We start from the raw sequence: 20,130 nt of genomic DNA, 5'->3' as shown, positions 1-20,130 counted from the left end.
CCTTACATGTTCGGATAGTTGGGACCGCCACCGCCTTCAGGCGTGGTCCAGTTGATGTTCTGGTTGGGATCCTTGATGTCGCAGGTTTTGCAGTGGACGCAGTTCTGCGCATTGATCACGAAGGTCGGCTCTCCGCCTTCGTCCGGCGTCACCCATTCATAGACCGCCGCCGGGCAATACCGCGCGGACGGGCCGCCATAGACATCATATTCGGACGACTTCTGCAGCGCCGGATCCTTGAGTTTCAGGTGGATCGGCTGGTCTTCCTCATGATTGGTGTTCGAGATGAACACCGAGGACAGACGGTCAAAGGTCAGAACGCCGTCAGGCTTGGGATAGTCGATCTGCTTGCATTTGTCGGCGGGCTTGAGCGCCTCTGCGTCACTGCCGCCATGGCTGAGCGTGCCGAAGATCGAGAACCCGAACAGATAGTTGGTCCACATGTCCATACCGCCCAGCGCGACGCCCAGCACCGTTCCGAACTTCGTCCAGAGCGGCTTGGCGTTACGGACGGTCTTGAGTTCTTTTTTCACCCAGGACTTGTCATAGGCTTCAGCGTAAGCGGTCAGCTCGTCGCCCTGACGCCCTTCGGCCAGCGCGTCGAACGCAGCTTCAGCGGCCATCATGCCGGTCTTCATGGCGTTATGGCTGCCCTTGATGCGCGGCACGTTCACGAACCCGGCCGAACAACCGATCAGCGCGCCGCCCGGGAAGGTCAGCTTGGGCACGGACTGATAGCCGCCCTCGGTGATCGCCCGCGCGCCATAGGACAGACGCTCGGCGCCTTCAAAGATCGGCGCGATGTCAGGGTGGGTCTTGAAGCGCTGGAATTCGCCGAACGGGAACAGGTGCGGGTTCTTGTAGTTGAGGTGCACCACAAAGCCGACCGAAACAAGATTGTCACCGAAATGATAGAGGAAGGAGCCGCCGCCCGTGGAATTGTCCAGCGGCCAGCCCATGGTGTGCTGCACGCGGCCCTTCTTGAAATTCTCCGGCTTGATGCGCCAGAGCTCTTTCATGCCGATGCCGAATTTCTGCGGGTCGCGGCCTTCGCTGAGTCCGTATTTGTCGATCAGTTGCTTGGACAGCGAACCGCGCGCGCCTTCGCCGATCAGGGTGTACTTGCCGCGCAGCTCCATGCCGGGCTGGTACATGTCCTTGTGACCGCCATCGCGCGCGACGCCCATATCGCCGGTGATCACGCCTTTGACGACGCCGTCTTCCTCGATGAACTGGTCCGCCGGGAAACCGGGATAGACCTCAACGCCCATGGCTTCAGCTTTTTCAGCCAGCCAGCGGCACATGGTCGCCAGCGAGCCGACATAGCAGCCATGATTGTGCATGAAGGGCGGCATGCCGAAGCCGGGGATCGTGGCGGAGCCCGCCTCGCCCAGCGCCATGAAGACGTCTTCGGTGACTTCCGTGTCGAACGGCTGGCTTGGATCATTGCGCCAGTCCGGCAGCAACTCGTCCAGCGCCTTGGGATCGAAAACGACGCCTGACAGGATGTGCGCGCCGACTTCGGAGCCTTTTTCAAGGACGGCGATGGTCAGATCCTGCCCGGTTTCTTCGCAGCGTTGTTTCAGACGAATCGCCGCCGCAAGACCGGCTGGGCCAGCCCCTGCGATGACCACATCGTATTCCATGGATTCGCGCTCAATCGCCCCGTCGGCCATGTCGTCTCCTCAAGTCTCAGCCCCTGCCGCGCTCATTCGCTGGCGCCGCATTCTCTTTCGTATTAACCCAGGCTTGCGTTATGAGCTAGGGTGAAGCCTCACACAGTCCATATCGGAAAAACACGTTCCATGACCGCGCCCCTCTCCCCCGAAGATGTCCGTGCTCTGAAGAGCCTGATCGGATGGTGGGATCAATCGGGCGTCGAGGCGCTGCCGCCCCTGCCCGCGCCCAAAGCGGCTGCATCCTCCAGCATCGCGCCGCCGCCCGCCGCCTCTGAAGCGCGCGCCACCGGCGCCCAGGCGCGTCAGGCCGGCTTTGGCGCCGCGCCGACTCAGGACGGTCGCGCCCTGGCGCAGGCGACCCAGTCCGTGGACGAGCTCAAGCAAGCGCTCGACGCTTTTGACGGCTGCCCGCTGAAAGCCACCGCCACCCAGCTGGTGTTCGCACGGGGCAATCCCCAGGGCGATGTCATGGTGGTGGGCGAAGCGCCAGGCCGGGATGAAGACCGCGAGGGCGTCCCCTTCGTGGGGCCCGCCGGGCATTTGCTCGACAAGATGCTCAGCGCCATCGGCCTGGATGACACGCGCGCCCTGATCACCAACGTGGTCTACTGGCGTCCGCCGGGGAACCGCAAACCCACCGACGCCGAGATCGAGGCCTGCCGCCCGTTCGCCGAGCGCCATATCGAGCTGGTGAAACCCAAAGCCCTTGTCTTTGCCGGCGGCATCGCCGCGCAAAGCCTGTTGCGGTCCAAAGACGGGATCATGACGCTGCGCGGACGCTGGCATGACTACACGCTCAGCGACGGGACGGTGATTCCGGCCCTGCCGATGTATCACCCCGCCTTCCTGCTGCGTCGCCCGCAGGAGAAAGCCAAAAGCTGGCAGGATTTGCTGAGCCTGAAGGCGAGATTAAATGCTTAAAAACAAGACTTGTTTCATTATTGGCGCTGGAGCGAGCTTGTCGCTAAAATTTCCCTCCGGGAAAGAACTCCTAAATGACATTTGGACATCAAGCCATATAACATTTGAGCTTAATAATGTTGTGGAGAGCAAAACTAGAGATCCCAAATTTGCCTATATAATAAAAGAGGCAGCAATTAGAAATTTGATACCATCAGATTCAGCAAATATTTATCGTGAATTTAAGACAAGTCTAAAAGGCATGCCGTCGATAGATGATTTTATAGAAACAAGAAAAGATCAACACATCACAACTTATGGAAAAATTTCAATTATTCATCATATTAGGGAGCGAGAAAGAAAATCAGATTTATATTTAGAAAATCATACCCACCCGATCTTTACAGAAAAAATGAGAGAAACTTGGCTTTATAGCCTATGGCTTTTACTCATACGCGGCCACGACAAAACAACAATAGAAAAAATATTTGAAGACTCATATTTTATTGTTTTTAATTACGACAGATGCATTGAAGAATATTTCTCCCAAGCTCTAATGTCTACATATAGTTTAGATCTAAATACAGTTAAACGAATCATGTCGACTATGAATATAGTGCACCCATACGGCGTCGCCGGTAAAGATCACAACGAAATACCTCATTATGTGCGCTCAGATTTTGGTCAATCTCTATCTGCTGACGAAACCATTGATCTATCGAATAAAATATTGACCTATTCTGAATCGATTAACAGCGATACAGAACATGAAATTCAATCATTTATCGAAAATTCTGAGGTAGCAGTTATACTTGGATTTGGCTTCCACGATCAAAATTTGCGCCTTATGAGAACAGCTTCGAATAATGTAAAAGAAATTTATGGGACAGCTTATGGCGAGTCTGATTTCTCAATTTCGCAAATAAAATCAGCTCTTTCTGTATTGTTTCCAAAATCAAAAACAGCAATACTTTCCAAAATAACTTGCGAAGAAATGATGTCTTCACATTTTCGAGGACTGGCCCTTTACGACCTCTAAGTCTGACGCCTCGTCCACATCCCGCAAGGGACGCAGCCTCTTCACCCGCTCCAGACCATGCAAGCTCAGCTGCCGCAGCAGATCGCTGCGCGTCTCTTCATGGGACCAGCGCATGCCGTCAAAAAGCATGTCCGGGGCCGGACCGTTCAGCGCCAGCAGCCAATAGCCGCCATCTTCCGCGGGGCCGATCACGGCGTCATTGCGTTTCAGACCTGAGAAGGCTGCGGCGATGTCGTCGCGAGTAATTTGCGGCGCGTCCGATCCGATGACGCAGACCGGCGCGCGATGCGCAAAAACGCGGGCCTGACGCGCGCCCAGATCGCCGCCGCCCTGCAATGCACGCGGCAGATCATCCGGCCAGACATTGGGAAAGCGGCGGTCAAGCGCCCGGTCCGGGCTGAGGGTGATCACGGTCTCCCAGCGCGGATCCTGCAGACGGCGCAGCACCGTCGCGGTCATGGCGCGATGCCGACGCCACGCCTGCACCTTGCCGATGCCCTTGGCGAGGCGGGTCTTGGCGCCGCCGATCACCGGCGCCTTCACGAAAACCACCAGAACAGGGCGCAGCGTCATCGGTAGGCTTTCGCGAGGTCAGAGGGTTTGGCGCCCAGATAATACCGCGCCAGCAGAACAAGATTTTTCAGGGAGCGGCGACGATAGCCTTCCGCCCGGAACTTCTCGGCGCTGGTCTCCGCCCGCGCGTTCAAAGGCCAGAGCCGGTGCTTGCCGATGCGCCGCACCAGATCCACGTCCTCAAACAGGGGCCAGGGCTTGTACCCGCCCAGACGGTCATAAAAATCAGCGCGGATCAGCAGGCCCTGATCGCCATAAGGCAGGCCGAACGTCTTGCAGCGCCAGGCGACCGCGCGTTCCAGCCGCCGGGCGCGATGGGACATGTCATCCAGCGTGAAGCGGAAATACGCCGCCCGGTCCCGGTGCGCATTGGCCGCCATGTAGGCTTCGACCTCATTGGACCAGCCCGGCGACAGGCGGGTGTCCGCGTGCAGGAAGAGCAGCCAGTCCGACGCCGCGATCTGACGCCGCGCCAGGGCCGCGCCCTGCGCCAGCTGAGCACCGCGCCCCTTGGCGCCGGTCACCACCTGGCATCCGGCGCGGCGAGCAATCTGCACCGTGCCGTCCGTTGATCCGCCATCAGCCAGAACCCAGCCCGCCGACAGCCCCGCGCGTTCGGCCTCGGTCAGGCTCTGCAGCGTGCGCTCAAGATGGGCGGCGGCGTTCAAGGCGGGGAGAATGGTGATGATCTGACTCATGAGGGTGAGAAACTCCGGTGGGCGGCTTGAGTCAACATGAAAATGTTCTTGCTATGTTCCACTCGGTGAGTCACCGTCAGCCCATGACCGCACGCTTTGTTCCCGCCCGGGGCATGAGCCCCCTTCCCGAGCCGCTGCAACCGCGCGGACGCGCCGCCACATCCAATGCATCGGGGCGGTTCGAGCGCGAGACCCGCGAACCCTTTGACGATGGCTGGAGCGAGACCGACCCCGCGCCCAAACAGATCCGCACCACGCTGATCAAGGATTCCAGCCGCACCATCATCTCCACCAATGACAGCCCGGACATCTCGTTTAACCGGTCGATCAATCCGTATAGAGGCTGCGAACATGGCTGCATCTATTGCTATGCGCGGCCCAGCCACGCCTATTGGGGCTATTCCGCCGGCGTCGATTTTGAGAGCGTCCTGTTTTTCAAGGCGGGCGCCGCGCGTCTGTTAGAACAGCAATTTCGCAAGCCCGGCTACCAGGTTGAACCCATTGTGATCGGCGCCAACACCGACGCTTACCAGCCGATCGAGCGGCAATTGCGGCTGACGCGCTCCATCCTTGAAGTCTGCCTGCGTTTCAAGCATCCCGTCAGTCTGATCACCAAATCCGCCGCCATCACGCGCGATCTCGACATCCTGTCCGAGCTTGCGGAACTGGGGCTGGTCAAAGCCGCGATCTCGCTGACCACCCTCGATCACAAACTCGCCCGCGCCATGGAGCCGCGGGCCGCCACTCCCAAACGCCGCCTCGAAGCGATGGAGGCGTTGTCAAAGGCCGGAGTGCCGATGACAGTGATGACCGCGCCGGTCATTCCAGGCCTCACTGATCACGAAATCGAAGCGTTGTTAAAGGCGTCCGCCAACGCCGGCGCGCAAACGGCCGGCTATGTGCTGCTGCGCCTGCCGCTGGAGGTGCGCGACCTGTTTTACGACTGGCTGAAAAAGGTCAAACCGGACGCCGCCGACAAGGTGATCAACATGGTGCGCGATACGCGCGGCGGCGCCGATTACAGTTCGGACTTTCATATCCGCGGGCGCGGCGAAGGCCCCATCGCGGAGATGATCTCCAAACGCTTCCGAGCCGGGGTGCGCCGCTACGGCCTTCAGAAAGACCGGGTCAAACTGCGCTGCGACCTGTTCGAACGCCCGCTCGACACCGAAGATCAGCTCAGCCTGTTTTGATGGACTGACCCGGAATGATGTTTTCTCCTCCCCTTATCGCTGGCGTCGACGAGGCCGGACGCGGGCCGCTGGCGGGGCCGGTGGTGTGTGCGGCGGTGATCCTGCCCGACGGGTTCTCGGCGCTTGATCAACTTGATGATTCAAAAAAGCTCAGCGAGAAGCGCCGCACGGCGCTGGCGGCGATCATTCGCGCCGAAGCGCGGGTGGGCGTCGGGGTCGCCGAACCTGTGGAAATTGACCGGCTGAATGTGCTGCACGCCACTATGGCGGCGATGGTGCGCGCGGTGGAGAGCCTCGGCGTGCGGCCCGATGAAATCCTGATCGACGGCAATCGCGTGCCGGACGGATTAAAATCTCCGGCGCGGGCGATTGTGGGCGGCGACGGGCTGGAGGCGTGCATCGGCGCGGCCTCGATCATCGCCAAGACCCTGCGCGACCGGATCCTGGTCGAATCAGAAAACCGCTTTCCCGGCTTTGGCTTGGCCGGGCACAAGGGCTATCCCAGCCCCAGCCATAAAGCCGCGCTCGAAAATCTGGGACCCACGCCCATCCATCGGTTAAGCTATGCCCCGGTACAGTCGGCCAGACAGGCGCGCGGCGTCTGGCGCAGCACATAATGAATCGGCCTTAACCATCGGGTAAGCCGAAACGATTCACCCCTCAGGGAATCAGCGCTGTTGCGAACAGAAGGGCGATTGAGGTGTCAGTCATTCCAAATAACAAAATTCCTGTCGATACCATCCTGGAAGGCGATTGCGCCGAAGTGATGAAAACGCTCCCGGACGAAAGCGTGGATCTGATCTTCGCCGATCCGCCCTACAATCTGCAGCTGGGCGGCGATCTGCACCGGCCGGACAATTCCAAGGTGGACGCGGTCGACAATGACTGGGACCAGATCGGCGATTTCGACGCCTATGATCTGTTCTCCTGCGCCTGGCTGGAAGAGGCCCGACGGGTCTTGAAACCCAATGGCGCCATGTGGACCATCGGCAGCTATCACAATATTTTCCGCGTCGGGTCTTTCTTGCAGGATATGGGCTTCTGGATCCGCAATGACGTGATCTGGCGCAAATCCAACCCGATGCCGAACTTCAAGGGCACGCGCTTCACCAACGCGCACGAGACCCTGATCTGGGCGTCCAAGACCAAGGACGCCAAGCCGACCTTCAACTACGCCGCCATGAAGGCGCTGAATGATGGCGTGCAGATGCGGTCTGACTGGACCTTGCCGATCTGCGCCGGCGGCGAACGCCTGAAAAACAAGGAAGGCAAGAAAGCCCACCCGACCCAGAAGCCCGAAAGCCTTCTGCATCGGGTGCTACTGGCCACCTCCAACCCCGGCGACCTGGTGCTCGATCCGTTTTTCGGCACCGGCACCACGGGCGCGGTCGCGAAGAAACTCGGCCGTCATTACATCGGCATCGAGGCCGACCCGACCTATGCCGACGTGGCGCGCAAGCGCATCGCCGCGATTAACCCCACCAGCGAAGACCTGTTGCAGGTCACACAGTCCAAGCGCGCTTTGCCGCGCATCGCCTTCGGGTCGCTGGTTGAGGCCGGCCTTCTGAAGCCGGGCGACACGCTGTACTGCGCCCAGGGCCGGCGCACCGCGCAAGTGCGCGCGGACGGCACGGTGATTGCAGGCGGCCAGGCCGGCTCGATCCACCAGATGGGCGCCCATGTGCAAGGCGCGCCGTCGTGCAATGGCTGGACCTTCTGGCATGTGCGCCAGGGCGGCGCCCTCGCCCCGATCGACGTGCTCCGCGCCCGCATCCGGTCCGAACTGCAGGTCTGAACAGAAGAACGACGCCGACACCCCTAAACGCCCGCACGGCTCATCGCCGCGGCGGGCGTCGTGCTGTCAGAGCAGCCGCGTCTCAAGCCCCAGCTTCGCCGCTTTCATCATCACGCTGGGCAGCCCCGCCTCTTTCAGGTCGCGCACGGGCGCCCAGACGCCCTCGTCCGGCGTCCAACCCTCAGGCGCGGTCGCGCACAAGACATCCAGCTCCAGCGCGAAATGCGTGAACACATGGCGCACCTGTCCAGCGTTTCGCCAGTCCGCCTCAAACGGCGCCGCGCTCTCAAGCTCCGCCTCTGACGGCGCGTTGTCGCCCCAGTCCGTGCCCGGCACTTCCATCATGGCGCCCAAGAGCCCGGTTTCAGGGCGGCGACGCAGCCAGATTGCGCCCTCGCGCAGCACATGAAAACAGGCGCCGCGGCGCACCGGCTTGGGTTTCTTCTTCTCTTTCAGCGGGTAGCGGGTCTGATCGCCTTCAGCGCGCGCCGCGCACCAGCCCGACCACGGACAGATCGCGCAATCAGGTGATTTGGGCGAACACACTGTGGCGCCCAGATCCATGATCGCCTGGGCGTAATCTCCCGGACGCTTCGGCGAAGCCAGGCCCGAAGCGATTCCCTTGATCTGCGGTTTGGCTTTCGGCAGCGGCGTCGGCATCCGCACCAGCCGGGTCAGCACCCGTTCCACATTGCCGTCCACCACGCTGGCGGGTTGGTCAAAGGCGGCGGCGCGAATGGCGTTGGCGGTGTAATCGCCCACCCCCGGCAGCGCCAGCAACGCCTTGAGGTCGGATGGAAAAACACCGTCCAGCTCAAACGCGACGACCTGCGCGCAGGCGTGAAGATTGCGGGCGCGGGCGTAATAGCCCAGCCCCGCCCAGGCCGCCAGGACATCCTCTCGCGGCGCCGCCGCCAGATCGCTCACCTGTGGCCAACGCTCTAAAAACCGCTCCCAATAGGGCGTGGCGTGAGGAACCGTTGTCTGCTGCAGCATGATTTCCGACAGCCAGATCGCATAGGGATCAGCGATGGCGCCCGCCGCCCGGTCGTCAGGCCGGATGCGCCAGGGCAGGCTGCGGCCTTCGCGGTCATACCAGTCCAGCAGTGCGGCGCGCATGGGGGCTGCGGGCAGATCCGGGATTTCAAACTCGGGCACGGCGTGTTCTCTCATGCTTGCCAGCAGCGGCTGCGGGCGCGATGCTGCGCACCATGAAGCGACCGCCCCGCACGTCAACGCCTAACCGGCATCTCATCGCCCGCCGCACCGGCGATCCGCGCGACCAGGCGGAGGCGGCGGAGTGGATGAAAGAGCATCGGGGGCGCCCGGCCATCAAGCCGCCGCCCACGGCCGGCCGCGCCGTCAACGCGCTGATCAAACCGCTGGCGAAACAGTTTTCCGGTCCCACCCGGCATGAGCTGGACGCGCAGTGGAGCGAAATCGTTGGTCCCCAGCTGGCTCAATTCACCCGTCCCGAGAAATATCAGGGCGGCGCTCTGGTGATCCGCGCCCGCGGCCCGGCGGCGGCGCTGGTGGAAGCGCAATCGGCGCAAATCCTGGCGCGAGTGGCGACCTATTCAGGAAAAAAGCCCCAAAAACTCAAGATCATTCAAGGTCCGCTCAACCCAGAACCGAAGAAGGCCAAAGCCCGACCTGACCGGATTGTGAAGGTCAAAGCTGAGTCAAAACGAACGCTGACCCTTGAAGAAACGCTGGAAAACTGGCGCAAAGAGATTGAACGCCGTGAAGGCGTGCGCTTGCCGCCTACATCATCAAGCGACTGACGCAAACTGGAGACGCCTCGTGCTTTCACTCACTCGCCGCAGCCTGACTGCGCTCGCCGCCGCCCTGGTTCTCTCTGGCGGCGCTCTGGCGCAGAACGCCACCACACTGACCGAAGCCCAGGCCGGACTGGTGCGCGACACCGACCATGTGAAAGGCGACGCCGACGCGCCGGTGACGTTTATCGAATACGGCTCGGTCGCGTGCGGCCATTGCGCGACATTTCAAGAGACCGGCTACCCTGCCGTGCGCGAGGCGATTGAAGCAGGCGATGTCCGCTTTGTCTTCCGCGAGGTGATCACCGGCCCGCCCAATATCGCGGTTGCCGGTTTCGCGCTGGCCTATTGTGCGCCGGATGATCAATATTTCGAGGTGGTCGACACCCTGTTCGCCAATCTGGGATCGATTGTGGCCGCCATGCAGGAGGGGACGGCCCAGTCTCGCTATGAAGAGATCGCCGCCGGCTTCGGCTTCAGCCCGGAAGACGTCACCGCCTGCTTCTCCAATGAGGACGCGATCGGATCTGTGCAAACCGCCAACCGCATGGCTGCGGAAGACGGCGTGCGCTCCACTCCGTACTTCATCATCAATGGCGACCGGCTGATCGCCGAGCAAGGCGAAGCCGGCTATGTCTACACGGTGAACGGCGCGCCGCTGACCGATTCAGACGGCGAAATCCCGGCCAATCTCGAGGCTGACACCTTCCGTCGCATTATCACGCTGTATAAGGGCGGCTGAGACCGCTAAGCTGCCGCAAACGCAAGACCCCGGCGCCCCAGGGCCCGGCCAGACACACCGATTGGAGTTCAACCCGTGACGACTTTCACCCGCCGCGCCCTCACCCTCGCCGCCGCCGCTGTCGGCGCCGTGATGCTGACCGCCTGTTCAGGCGGCGACGCCCCGGATGGACGCTCCTCTTATGAGCGCGAAGGCGACCGCGCCGTTGGGGCGGTCGATGCGCCGGTCACGATCATCGAATACGCCTCCACGTCCTGCGGGGGCTGCGGCGCGTTTTACGAACAGGGCAAACCCGCCATCGATGACGGCGTTGAGCGCGGTGATGTGCGCTTTGTCTTCCGCGAAATGCTGACCGGCCAGCCCAATCTGGCCCGCGCCGGCTTCATGCTGGCCCGTTGCGCGCCCGAAGATCAGTATCTTGATGTGATCGACTTGTTGTTTGAGCAGCAACGCGCCCTGTTCAGCGCCATGCAGCAAGGCAACGCCCAAGGCCAGTTTCAGACCATCGCCCGCACCGCCGGCTTCACGGACGAGGAATTCCGCGCCTGCATGACCAATCAGGACATTCTGCAAGCGGTGGAAGACGCCAATGACCAGGCCGTGCGCGATGGCATCGGCGCGACCCCTTCTTTCATCATCAACGGTCAGATGCTCGACGCCCAGAACAGCGCCAATGGTCAGGTCTACGCCGTGAACGGCGAAGTCCTCACGGACGACGAGGGCGAAATCCCGGCTCAATTTGACCGCGACACCTGGGACCGAATCATCGCCCTATTCAAAGCGCGTGCGGAGGGCTAGCCTTCCCGCGCAGACCTTTTGCAGGCGGTCTCCCCTCAGATCGCCTGCGAAAGGTTTGAGCCGAAAACGCTTTCGGCAGGGATGGCGGCGACTGACAGACCGGAAAACCGGCGATCAGCGCCAGTGGAGGTCTGAGGTTGAAGTTCACCCAGCTGCGCCTGGCCGGCTTCAAATCGTTTGTTGACCCGACCGAGCTGCGGATCGACGCCGGACTGACCGGCATTATCGGTCCCAATGGCTGCGGTAAATCCAACCTGCTTGAAGCCCTGCGATGGGTGATGGGCGCCACCTCCGCCAAATCCCTGCGCGGCGGCGGCATGGAAGATGTGATCTTCTCCGGCACCGACAGCCGGCCCGCCCGCAATCACGCCGAAGTCACACTGGTCGTCGACAATTCCGACCGACGCGCGCCCGCCCGCTTCAACGAGCATGACACGCTTGAGGTCGTCCGCCGCATCACACGCGGCAAGGGCTCTGGCTATACGATCAATGACGAGGACGTCCGCGCCAAGGACGTGCAGTTGCTGTTCGCAGACGCCGGCACGGGCGCGAACTCGCCCGCCCTTGTGCGGCAGGGCCAGATCAGCGAGCTGATCAACGCCAAACCTGAAAACCGCCGCCGCGTGCTGGAAGAGGCCGCCGGCGTCGCCGGTCTGCGCGCCCGCCGCCGTGAAGCGCAACTCAAGCTCAACGCCGCCGAGACCAATCTCGACCGGCTGCTGGAGATCGTCGAGGATCTCGACAGCCGCCACAACGCGTTACAGCGTCAGGCCAAGCAGGCGGGCCGCTATCGCGACCTATCCCAGACGATCCGCAATTTTGAAGCCCTGCTCTGGATGCGGCGCTGGAAAGAGGCCGGTGAAGCCGTCGAAACCACTCGCGCGCGCCTGAAAGAAACCGAGGCCGAGGCCGAGCTTGCGCTGCGCGCATCTGCGGGCGCCATGATCGAAGCGGAAAAAGCGCTAAGCGCTGTCCAGCCCCTGCGCGAGGCCGAGGCCGAAGCCGCCGCGGCGCTGCGTCATACCGAACGCGCACGTGACCAGCTGGACCGCGATATCGAGGCCGCCCGCGCCGCCATCGAGCGCAACCAGGCGCGCCTTGTGGAACTGAGGCAGACCCAGAGCCGCGAAACCGAACTTCTGGATGAAGCGCGCACCGCCCGCGAACGCCTGCACGGTCAGCTCAAACAGGCGCGCGATCAGGCCGCCCATGACGCAGACGCTCAGAGCCGCGCCGAAGCGGTGCTGGATGATGCGGACAAGGACCGCGCCAAGGCGGAACACGCGCTCGACGCCGCCGCCAACGCCGTCGCCCAGATCAAGGCCAAGCGCGACGGCGCTCAGCGGGAACTGGATCAGGCCGAGCGACAGGTTCGCACGCTGGAAGCGGAAGCGGATAACGCAAAAGCGACGCTTGACCGGTTTGATGATGTGGTCGGCCCCGATCTTGACGGGCTTCAAGGCGCCGTGGATGACGCGACCCGCAACGCGGAAGCGCTCGCCGGTCAGCTCACCGAGCTTGAAGCGCAGGCGGACACAGCACGTGAAAGCGCCCAGACCGCTCGCGAAGAGGTGCAGCTGGCCCAGGCCGATGCACGCGCGCTGGAGCGTGAGATCGCGGGGCTTGAGCGCCTTCTAGACACCTCTGACGCTGAAGACCGGGCGCTCGATCAGGTGCGCGCCAAAGCGGGGTATGAGCAAGCGCTGGCGGCCGCGCTCGGCGACGATCTGGAGGCGGGCCTGAGCGCCAGCGCCGCCCGGCGATGGCAAGGCGCAGATATTGATCCGCCCGCCCTGCCCGAGGGCGCATCGCCCTTGCTTGATCATGTTGAAGCCCCTGCCGCGCTGCAGGCGCGTCTGAAAGCGGTGGGCGTGGTCGAAGCCGAAGCGCTGGATGCGCTGGCGGCCCGGCTGTCGCCCGGTCAACGGCTGGTTACGCTGGACGGCGCCCTGCGCCGCTGGGACGGCTTCGCCAGCGAGGCGGGCGCGCCCTCCGCGGCGGCTGTGCGGCTGGAAACCCGCAATCGGCTCTCTGAACTGACGCCCCAGCTTGAGACCGCGCGTCGGGGCGCTGAACGCTCTCAGACCGCCGCCGAGGAGGCGCAACAGGCCCGCCTGAACGCGGATGCGGCGTTGAACCAGGCGCGCTCCACCCTCAAACAGGCTGAAAACCAGCGCCGGGACGCCGAGCAGGCCCTGTCCGCCGCCCGCGCCCAGGCGGCGCGCGCCGAGGCGCGGCGCGCCGGTCTGGTGGAATCGGTCGGACGCGCGCAAAGCCGGCTTGAAACCGCCCGCAAGCTGCATCTCGCGGCCCAACAGGCCCAGGCCGAGATTGCGCAAGATGATGACGGCCAGGACGCGCTGACCGCCGCCCGTGCGCGCGCAGATCGCGCCCGCGGCAAAGCCGCCGACGCCCGCGCGGCGCTTGAATCGGTGAAACGCGAAGCCCAGGGGCGCCGTCATCGCATCGCCTCGCTGGAGCGTGAAGCCGCGGACTGGGACCGCCGTCATACCCGGTCGTCCGATCAGGTCGAGGCGCTGAAAACCCAGATCGCCGACACCGAAGCGGCCCTTGAAGCCGCCTCCACCCAGCCTGAAACGCTGGAAGGCCAGCGCGACGCCATTCTGGATGCGCTGACCGAAGCCGAATCAAAAGCCGCAACCGCACGCGAAGCCGTTCTGAACGCCGAATCGCTGCAGCGCGAAGCCGACGCCGCTTTACGGGAAGCGGAAAAGATCAGCGCCACCGCCCGTGAAGCGCGCGCCGCCGCCGCCGCTCGCCTGACAGCGGCCGAAGAACGGCTGACCGAAACGGTAGAACGGCTTGAAGACGCCACCGGCGAAGAGCCGCGCGTGCTGGAGCGCCGCGCGGCGGGCAGCGAGTTTGCGGAGCTGTCGTCCGATGAGCTGGAGCGCCGTCTGGATGACGCCCGGCTGACCCGCGAGCGCCTGGGCGCGGTCAATCTCCGCGCGGACGAAGAAGCGCGCGAGCTGGATGCTGAACGCACCCGGTTGTCCAAGGAGCGTGACGATTTGCTGGAAGCGGTCGCGCGCCTGCGCAAGGCTGTCGACACCCTGTCACGGGAAGGCCGGGCGCGGCTGCTGGACGCCTTTGAAGTGGTCGACGGCCATTTCCGCACCCTGTTTGAAACCCTGTTCGGCGGCGGCGCGGCGGAGCTGCGCCTGACCGAGAATGATGATCCGCTGGAAGCCGGGCTTGAGATCTTCGCCTGTCCGCCGGGCAAGAAGATGGAGACGATGAGCCTGATGAGCGGCGGCGAGCAGGCGCTGACCGCCACGGCGCTGATCTTTGCGGTGTTCCTGGTGAGCCCCGCGCCGGTCTGCGTGCTCGACGAGGTGGACGCGCCGCTCGATGACGCCAATGTGGATCGTTATTGCGCCATGCTCGAACAGATGCGGACCATGACCGAAACGCGCTTTCTGGTCATCACCCACAACCCGGTGACCATGAGCCGGATGAACCGTCTGTTCGGCGTCACCATGGGCGAAAGGGGCGTCTCGCAGCTCGTCTCGGTCAATCTGAGCTCGGCTGAAGAGATGCTGGCTGCGGAATAATAGTGAAGCCCCTTAAAAATCAGCGCGTTAACTTGTCCGCAACCTTGCTTGACAGGGTCTGGGACCGCTTATAGGGTGCGCGCGCCTACCGGGACTACCTCCTGGTAGCCGTCTGTCATCATGGCTCATCGAGACGAACTGAACCAGAACGCACCCGATCCCAACGACTTCGAGCGGCGTTTGAACGCCAAGCTTGAGGCGCGTCGGGTGAAGGAAGCTGAGACCAAAGCCTCGGGCTGGGGTCAGGGCGTTCGCTACGGAACGGAGTTCGCTGGGGGGGTTCTCGTGGGGGCTGGTCTGGGTTATTTGACCGACCAGTTCTTCAACTGGACCCCTTGGGGCCTGCTGACGGGTGTATTATTGGGTTTCGCAGCGGGCACTTTAAATGTAGTTCGCGCTGCGCAGAGCATGAACCAGAGCGACGACGCCTCATCCTGAGGCATCCGGCGCACGGGTTTGAAGTTAGAAACGCGGCGCGCGCGCCGTAGCACAAGGGGCCGGGTGTGGCTGACGCGACGAACCCGATCAAACAGTTCGAGATCCATTCGATCGCCGATTTTTCCATCGGCGGCTGGAATCTCTCATTCACGAACTCCAGCTATTTCATGGTTGTGTCCGTGGTGATGGTAGCCGGGCTTTTGTCCCTGGCCATGTCCAAGCGCGCGCTGGTGCCGGGCCGGTCCCAATCAGTCGCCGAGCTTCTGTATGAATTCGTCGCCGGCATGATCCGCTCAACCGCGGGCGACGCCGGTCTGAAATTCTTCCCCTTCGTGTTCACCCTGTTCGCCTTCATCCTGATGGGCAACATGCTGGGCATGCTGCCGTATTTCCCGGCTCCGGGTTTCCACGGCTTCACCTTCACCTCCCACATCATCGTCACCTTCGCGCTGGCGCTTGTGGTGATGGCGATCGTGATCGGCTATGGCGTCTACAAGCACGGCCTGAAATTCTTCTCGCTGTTCTTCCCGTCCGGCGTGCCGTGGCCGCTTTACATTCTTCTGACCCCGATCGAGATCATCTCGTTCCTGTCACGTCCGGTGACCTTGGGGGTTCGTCTGTTCGCCAACATGCTGGCGGGACACATTCTTCTGAAAGTGTTCGCCGGCTTTATCATCATGCTGGGATCTGTGGGTGCGCTGGGCATTCTTGGCGCTGTCGCTCCGCTGATCATGGTCGTGGCGTTGACCGCGTTGGAATTCCTGGTGGCGTTCCTCCAGGCCTACGTGTTCGCCGTTCTGACCTGCATCTACCTTTCGGACGCATTGCACCCTGGTCACTAGGGCGTTCGACAAGACCTTACCTATCCATCCGCACCGACCACCTACGAGGAGTATCAACATGGAAGCGGAAGCCGCGAAATACATTGGCGCTGGCCTGGCCACCTTCGGCATGCTGGGCGCCGCTCTGGGCGTGGGCAACATCTTCTCCAGCTTCCTGGCTGGCGCCCTGCGCAACCCGTCCGCAGCTCAGGGCCAGTTCGGCAACCTGATCTTCGGCTTCGCCGTGACTGAAGCGCTGGGCATCTTCTCGCTGCTCATCGCGCTGCTGCTGCTGTTCGTGGTCTAAGACCACCGACCAAGCAGTCCTCGTTCCGGCCGGAAGGCGCACGATCCGTCGTTGCGTCATTCCGGCTTGGAGCGTTTTACAGGCTACGAGCTTACGGTAAGCTCGGGCTAGTTTAGCCTTTGCGCAAGGGAGGCCGCCGTGCTGGCGCCGGAGTCCCAATCTGAATACGCCGAAGGCGCCGGACACGCAGCGGAAGCCGCGTTCCCGCCCTTCGACCCGACCTATTTCGCATCGCAGCTGTTCTGGCTGGCGATCAGCTTTTTCGTCCTGTACGTCCTGCTGAGCCGCTTTGTCCTGCCCCGTATCGGCGGGGCCATTGAAGAACGCCGCGATCGCATCGCTGACGATCTCGACACCGCCGCGCAACTGAAAGCGCAGGCTGACGAGACCGTTCGCGCCTACGAGAAATCCCTGGCGGACGCCCGCGCCAAGGCGCATTCGGTGGCTGCAGAAGCGAAAGCCTCAGCGGACGCTGAAGTGGCTGACGCCATCCGCAAGGCGGACGCCGAGCTGGACGCCAAGCTGGACGAGTCAGAGACCCGCATTCGCGCCTCTCGCGACGCGGCTCTTGGCGAAGTGCGCTCCATTGCGGCTGGCGCCGCCCTGGTCGCCGTCGAGCACCTGGCCGGTCTTGAGGTGTCTGATGATGACGCCGCCAAAGCCGTCGCAGCGGTGAAGGAGTAAGTCATGAACTACCTCCTGTCTGACACCAGCTTCTGGGCCTTTGTCGGCCTGATCCTGTTCTTCGTCGTGATCATCTTTGTGGGCGCGCCGAAAATGATCGGCAAGGCGCTCGATGACCGCGCGGACCTGATCCGCAAGGAACTCGATGAAGCCCGCCGCCTGCGCGAAGAAGCGCAGGAGCTGATGGCCACCTATGAGCGCAAGCAGACTGAAGCCGCGGCTGAAGCTGAAGCGATCATCAAGCAGGCCAAGGCGGAAGCTGAATATCTGCGCGAGAACGCCAAGAGCGAAATCGCCCAGCGCGTCGAGCGTCGCACCGCCATGGCGGAACAGCGCATTGCTCAGGCCGAGGCTCAGGCCGCCAAGGAAGTCAAAGCCCTGGCCGCCGATCTGGCGATCGAGGCCGCGCAGCACCTCTTGTCCAAGAAGCTGAGCAAGACCCAGCGCAACGCCCTTCTGAAAGCCGACACCGCGGCCCTGAAGGACCAGCTGAACTAACAGCCTCGACATGACGATCTTAAAAAGCCCGCGAAATGCTCGCGGGCTTTTTTGTGTCTGAAATCATCCGGTGTGTATCGAAGCAGCCCGCTCAGGCGCGCTCAAACCCCAAGGCTTCGTAGAACGCGATCGCTCCCAGATTGCCGGGAACGACCTTGAGGCTGATCTCTTCTAGCCCCCTCGCCGCCAAGCGCTCGCCAATCTCGGCCACCAGGGCCGCGCCGACGCCTTGTGTTCGCCAGGCGTCATCGACAGCCAGATCCTTGATGAACCCTGTGGTCCACGCCTGTATGACGCCTGCAAGCGTTTCAGAGCCCGTGTCTATCGCCACAAGGCATAATTCAGGATCAAATTCTGCGTCGCTCTGCACAGACTGGCGCCAGTCCTCGGCCTCCAGACGTTCCCCCTCTCCGCCACGATAGGCGTGATTGAGCAAGGCTCTGGCGGCAGCCGCTTCGTGCTGGAAGTCGAGAGGTCGTATGACGAGGTCAGGCGAAGACGTCGGGGAGAGTGGGATATCCTCAAGCGACCTCACCAGCCGCAAGCCGGTAAAGCCCATCTCTCCTAGTCCTTATGGAACCGGTCGAAGATGTGCTTGACCCGCTCCCAGACACCGGGATGGCGCTTGAGCCAGTCGGTGATGAAGGTGTGGGCGCGCTTGGACGTCATCGCCAGCAGGATCAGACCAATGATGGCCAGCGGCAGACCAAGCGGAATAGGCAGGAAAAACAGCGGGATGGAGATCGCCAGCAGAAAGATCGCCAAAGCCACGGCAATCGCGCGCAACACCACCAACAGAACGCTGGTCACGCCATTGACGCCGTTTCGCGCCCAACCGTTGGGGGTGTCGTTCATCGCCACCTTGGGATCTACCTTGTCGTTTTCCACGCTCAATCCATACCTCGTACGCTAATGTCGAGGCGGCCGCCATCCGGTTCAACCCGTACCGGATGGCGACTCTCACATTCTTGCAGCTGGAAATGTCGATTTCAGGGCAGTGTGGCGCAATGCCCTCATATCGAGTTCGGTCTTACTCCGCTGCCTGCACCTCATCAGAGGGCGGCGTCCAGCGCAGGACAGGCTGACGGGCGGCCCGGGTCTCATCCAGACGTTTGGCTGGCGCAAACCGCGGCGCAGCGGTGAAGCGCTCGGTTTCACCCGCTTTCGCCGCGTGAGCCAATGCCTCCAGCGTGTCACAGAACCGGTCCACGCTGGCCTTGGATTCAGACTCGGTCGGTTCAATCAGCATGGCCCCGTGCACGACCAGCGGGAAGTACATGGTCATGGGGTGATAGCCCTCATCGATCATGGCTTTCGCAAAGTCGAGCGTGGTGACGCCGGTGTCTTTCAGGAAGCGGTCGTCAAACAGCGCTTCGTGCATGCACAGCCCGTCAAAGGACGGCGTCATGACGTCTTTCAGGCGCGCCAACACATAGTTGGCGTTCAGCACGGCATCCTCGCTGGCCATTTTCAGGCCATCCGCGCCATGGCTGAGCATATAGCTCATCGCGCGGGTGAACATGCCCATCTGACCATGGAAAGCGACCATGCGGCCGAACGGCTCAGCGCCCTGGGCCTTGGCGTCCGCCTCGTCCTCGACCATGCGCCAGCTGTCGCCATCCTTGATGACGAACGGCAGCGGCGCGAATTTCGCCAGCGCGTCAGACAGCACGGTCGGGCCGGAGCCGGGACCGCCGCCGCCATGGGGCGTGGAATAGGTCTTGTGCAAGTTGAAGTGCATGGCGTCGACGCCCAGATCGCCCGGGCGCACCCGGCCAGAAATGGCGTTGAAGTTGGCGCCGTCGCAATAGAAATACCCGCCCGCCTCGTGCATCAGGTCGGCGATCTCGCGGATGTCGCGCTCAAACAGGCCGCAGGTGTTGGGGTTGGTCAGCATGATCGCCGCCACGTCATCCCCAAGCTTGGCCTTGAACGCCTCCATATCCACGCGGCCATCAGGGCCAGCGGGGATGTCGTCGCAATGGAAACCGCACTGGACGGCGGTGGCCGGGTTGGTGCCGTGCGCGCTCTCAGGCACCAGCACGCGCCGGCGATGGCTCTCGCCGCGGGCGTCGAGCGCCGCGCGGATCGCCATCATGCCGCACAGCTCGCCATGGGCGCCCGCTTTCGGGCTCATGGCGACGGTGGGCATGTTGGTCAGCGTCATCAGCCAATGGGCCAGCTCGCCGATCAGCTCGAACGCGCCCTGAACCGTGGATTGCGGCTGCAGCGGGTGAATGTCGGAGAAGCCCGGCAGGCGCGCCAGCTTCTCGTTCAAACGCGGATTGTGCTTCATCGTGCACGAGCCCAGCGGGTAGAGCCCGATATCAATGGCGTAATTCTTCCGGCTCAGGCGCACATAATGGCGCATGGCTTCAGGCTCGGACAGGCCCGGCAGGCCCAGATCGCCCTCGCGCTCCAGCGCGCCCAGACGCGAGGGCTTGCCCTTGGGCGCCTCGAAATCAACGCCGGTCTTGTCATAGGTCTGCCGCTCAAAGATCAGCGGTTCCGCCTGATCAAGCCCTTTGGAGCCTGAGAACGTGTCCTCGTATGCGCCGGGATCAGGCGTATGCAGCGGACGGGACGGACGGCCTTGAGTATTCATCGCCATG

21 protein-coding genes are annotated in these 20,130 nt (G+C 62.6%); 14 read left to right on the top strand and 7 right to left on the bottom strand.

What is annotated here, in order from left to right; translation table 11 throughout:
• Positions 1–2: 2 nt before the first annotated feature.
• Complete coding sequence (locus tag G405_RS0111580; RefSeq protein WP_022701690.1) at positions 3–1,676, bottom strand: electron transfer flavoprotein-ubiquinone oxidoreductase; 1,674 nt, start codon at positions 1,674–1,676, stop codon at positions 3–5.
• A 129-nt stretch (positions 1,677–1,805) separates the two neighbouring features.
• Here G405_RS0111580 and G405_RS0111575 point away from each other — a divergent pair, with 129 nt between their 5' ends.
• A complete protein-coding gene (locus tag G405_RS0111575) occupies positions 1,806–2,600 on the top strand; it encodes a uracil-DNA glycosylase (RefSeq protein WP_022701689.1) in 795 nt (264 codons plus the stop codon).
• Positions 2,593–3,618 carry a hypothetical protein gene (locus G405_RS17020; RefSeq protein WP_156861489.1) on the top strand — a complete coding sequence of 342 codons (1,026 nt, stop codon included), beginning with the start codon at positions 2,593–2,595 and terminating at the stop codon, positions 3,616–3,618. Before G405_RS0111575 ends, G405_RS17020 begins: the two co-directional genes overlap by 8 nt.
• Here G405_RS17020 and G405_RS0111570 read toward each other — a convergent pair.
• Both G405_RS0111570 and G405_RS0111565 read right to left on the bottom strand, forming a co-directional pair.
• Entirely contained in the window at positions 3,583–4,191 is a 609-nt protein-coding gene (locus G405_RS0111570; RefSeq protein ID WP_022701688.1) for a TIGR04282 family arsenosugar biosynthesis glycosyltransferase, read from the bottom strand. The two genes, G405_RS17020 and G405_RS0111570, sit on opposite strands and share 36 nt — an antisense overlap.
• Entirely contained in the window at positions 4,188–4,889 is a 702-nt protein-coding gene (locus G405_RS0111565; protein WP_022701687.1) for a TIGR04283 family arsenosugar biosynthesis glycosyltransferase, read from the bottom strand. The genes G405_RS0111570 and G405_RS0111565 overlap by 4 nt, the downstream gene beginning before the upstream one ends.
• Positions 4,890–4,942: 53 nt before the next feature.
• Between G405_RS0111565 and G405_RS0111560 the strand changes: the two genes are divergently transcribed.
• The 3 genes from G405_RS0111560 (at position 4,943) to G405_RS0111550 (ending at position 7,877) form a co-directional block, all read left to right on the top strand.
• On the top strand, positions 4,943–6,082 hold the full coding sequence (locus G405_RS0111560; protein ID WP_022701686.1) for a PA0069 family radical SAM protein: 1,140 nt from the start codon (positions 4,943–4,945) through the stop codon (positions 6,080–6,082).
• Between the two features lie 17 nt (positions 6,083–6,099).
• Complete coding sequence (locus G405_RS0111555) at positions 6,100–6,699, top strand: ribonuclease HII (RefSeq protein ID WP_199285746.1); 600 nt, start codon at positions 6,100–6,102, stop codon at positions 6,697–6,699.
• A gap of 149 nt (positions 6,700–6,848) precedes the next feature.
• A complete protein-coding gene (locus G405_RS0111550; protein WP_199285741.1) occupies positions 6,849–7,877 on the top strand; it encodes a site-specific DNA-methyltransferase in 1,029 nt (342 codons plus the stop codon).
• A gap of 66 nt (positions 7,878–7,943) precedes the next feature.
• On the opposite strand, the gene mutY is transcribed toward G405_RS0111550, so the two are convergent.
• Positions 7,944–9,050, bottom strand: a complete 1,107-nt coding sequence (gene mutY, locus G405_RS15910; RefSeq protein ID WP_084683475.1) for an A/G-specific adenine glycosylase — start codon at positions 9,048–9,050, stop codon at positions 7,944–7,946.
• A gap of 38 nt (positions 9,051–9,088) precedes the next feature.
• Here mutY and G405_RS15905 point away from each other — a divergent pair, with 38 nt between their 5' ends.
• The 9 genes from G405_RS15905 (at position 9,089) to G405_RS0111500 (ending at position 17,518) form a co-directional block, all read left to right on the top strand.
• Positions 9,089–9,661 carry a DUF721 domain-containing protein gene (locus G405_RS15905; protein ID WP_160092104.1) on the top strand — a complete coding sequence of 191 codons (573 nt, stop codon included), beginning with the start codon at positions 9,089–9,091 and terminating at the stop codon, positions 9,659–9,661.
• 19 nt (positions 9,662–9,680) lie between these two features.
• Positions 9,681–10,397: a thioredoxin domain-containing protein gene (locus G405_RS15900; protein ID WP_022701681.1), complete on the top strand. Its 717-nt coding sequence runs from the start codon at positions 9,681–9,683 to the stop codon at positions 10,395–10,397.
• A gap of 75 nt (positions 10,398–10,472) precedes the next feature.
• The gene (locus tag G405_RS16625) at positions 10,473–11,195 is read left to right on the top strand and encodes a thioredoxin domain-containing protein (protein WP_022701680.1); all 723 of its coding nucleotides are present in this window, start codon (positions 10,473–10,475) and stop codon (positions 11,193–11,195) included.
• Positions 11,196–11,332: 137 nt separating this feature from the next.
• Entirely contained in the window at positions 11,333–14,770 is a 3,438-nt protein-coding gene (gene smc / locus G405_RS0111525) for a chromosome segregation protein SMC (RefSeq protein WP_022701679.1), read from the top strand.
• 120 nt (positions 14,771–14,890) lie between these two features.
• Positions 14,891–15,208: an AtpZ/AtpI family protein gene (locus G405_RS0111520; RefSeq protein WP_022701678.1), complete on the top strand. Its 318-nt coding sequence runs from the start codon at positions 14,891–14,893 to the stop codon at positions 15,206–15,208.
• A gap of 65 nt (positions 15,209–15,273) precedes the next feature.
• Positions 15,274–16,050: a F0F1 ATP synthase subunit A gene (locus G405_RS0111515; RefSeq protein ID WP_022701677.1), complete on the top strand. Its 777-nt coding sequence runs from the start codon at positions 15,274–15,276 to the stop codon at positions 16,048–16,050.
• Between the two features lie 58 nt (positions 16,051–16,108).
• On the top strand, positions 16,109–16,336 hold the full coding sequence (locus G405_RS0111510) for a F0F1 ATP synthase subunit C (RefSeq protein ID WP_009803216.1): 228 nt from the start codon (positions 16,109–16,111) through the stop codon (positions 16,334–16,336).
• Positions 16,337–16,474: 138 nt separating this feature from the next.
• Complete coding sequence (locus G405_RS0111505) at positions 16,475–17,020, top strand: F0F1 ATP synthase subunit B family protein (protein WP_022701676.1); 546 nt, start codon at positions 16,475–16,477, stop codon at positions 17,018–17,020.
• Between the two features lie 3 nt (positions 17,021–17,023).
• Positions 17,024–17,518, top strand: coding sequence for a F0F1 ATP synthase subunit B family protein (locus G405_RS0111500; protein WP_022701675.1), 495 nt, complete (start codon positions 17,024–17,026; stop codon positions 17,516–17,518).
• Positions 17,519–17,609: 91 nt separating this feature from the next.
• Here the strand turns inward: G405_RS0111500 and G405_RS15890 are convergent, their stop codons facing one another.
• From G405_RS15890 to gcvPB, 3 genes are all read right to left on the bottom strand, one after another.
• Positions 17,610–18,077: a GNAT family N-acetyltransferase gene (locus G405_RS15890; protein ID WP_022701674.1), complete on the bottom strand. Its 468-nt coding sequence runs from the start codon at positions 18,075–18,077 to the stop codon at positions 17,610–17,612.
• A 5-nt stretch (positions 18,078–18,082) separates the two neighbouring features.
• Positions 18,083–18,406 (bottom strand): hypothetical protein, encoded by a 324-nt coding sequence (locus tag G405_RS0111490; RefSeq protein ID WP_156861485.1) that lies wholly within the window; start codon positions 18,404–18,406, stop codon positions 18,083–18,085.
• A gap of 142 nt (positions 18,407–18,548) precedes the next feature.
• Positions 18,549–20,129, bottom strand: coding sequence for an aminomethyl-transferring glycine dehydrogenase subunit GcvPB (gcvPB, locus tag G405_RS0111485; protein ID WP_022701672.1), 1,581 nt, complete (start codon positions 20,127–20,129; stop codon positions 18,549–18,551).
• Between the last annotated feature and the right edge of the window lies 1 nt (position 20,130).

The sequence above is a fragment of the Oceanicaulis alexandrii DSM 11625 genome (assembly GCF_000420265.1).
Classification (GTDB): domain Bacteria; phylum Pseudomonadota; class Alphaproteobacteria; order Caulobacterales; family Maricaulaceae; genus Oceanicaulis; species Oceanicaulis alexandrii.
Note: the sequence above shows the minus strand (reverse complement) of the source record. Positions and strands in the feature narration are given on the sequence as shown.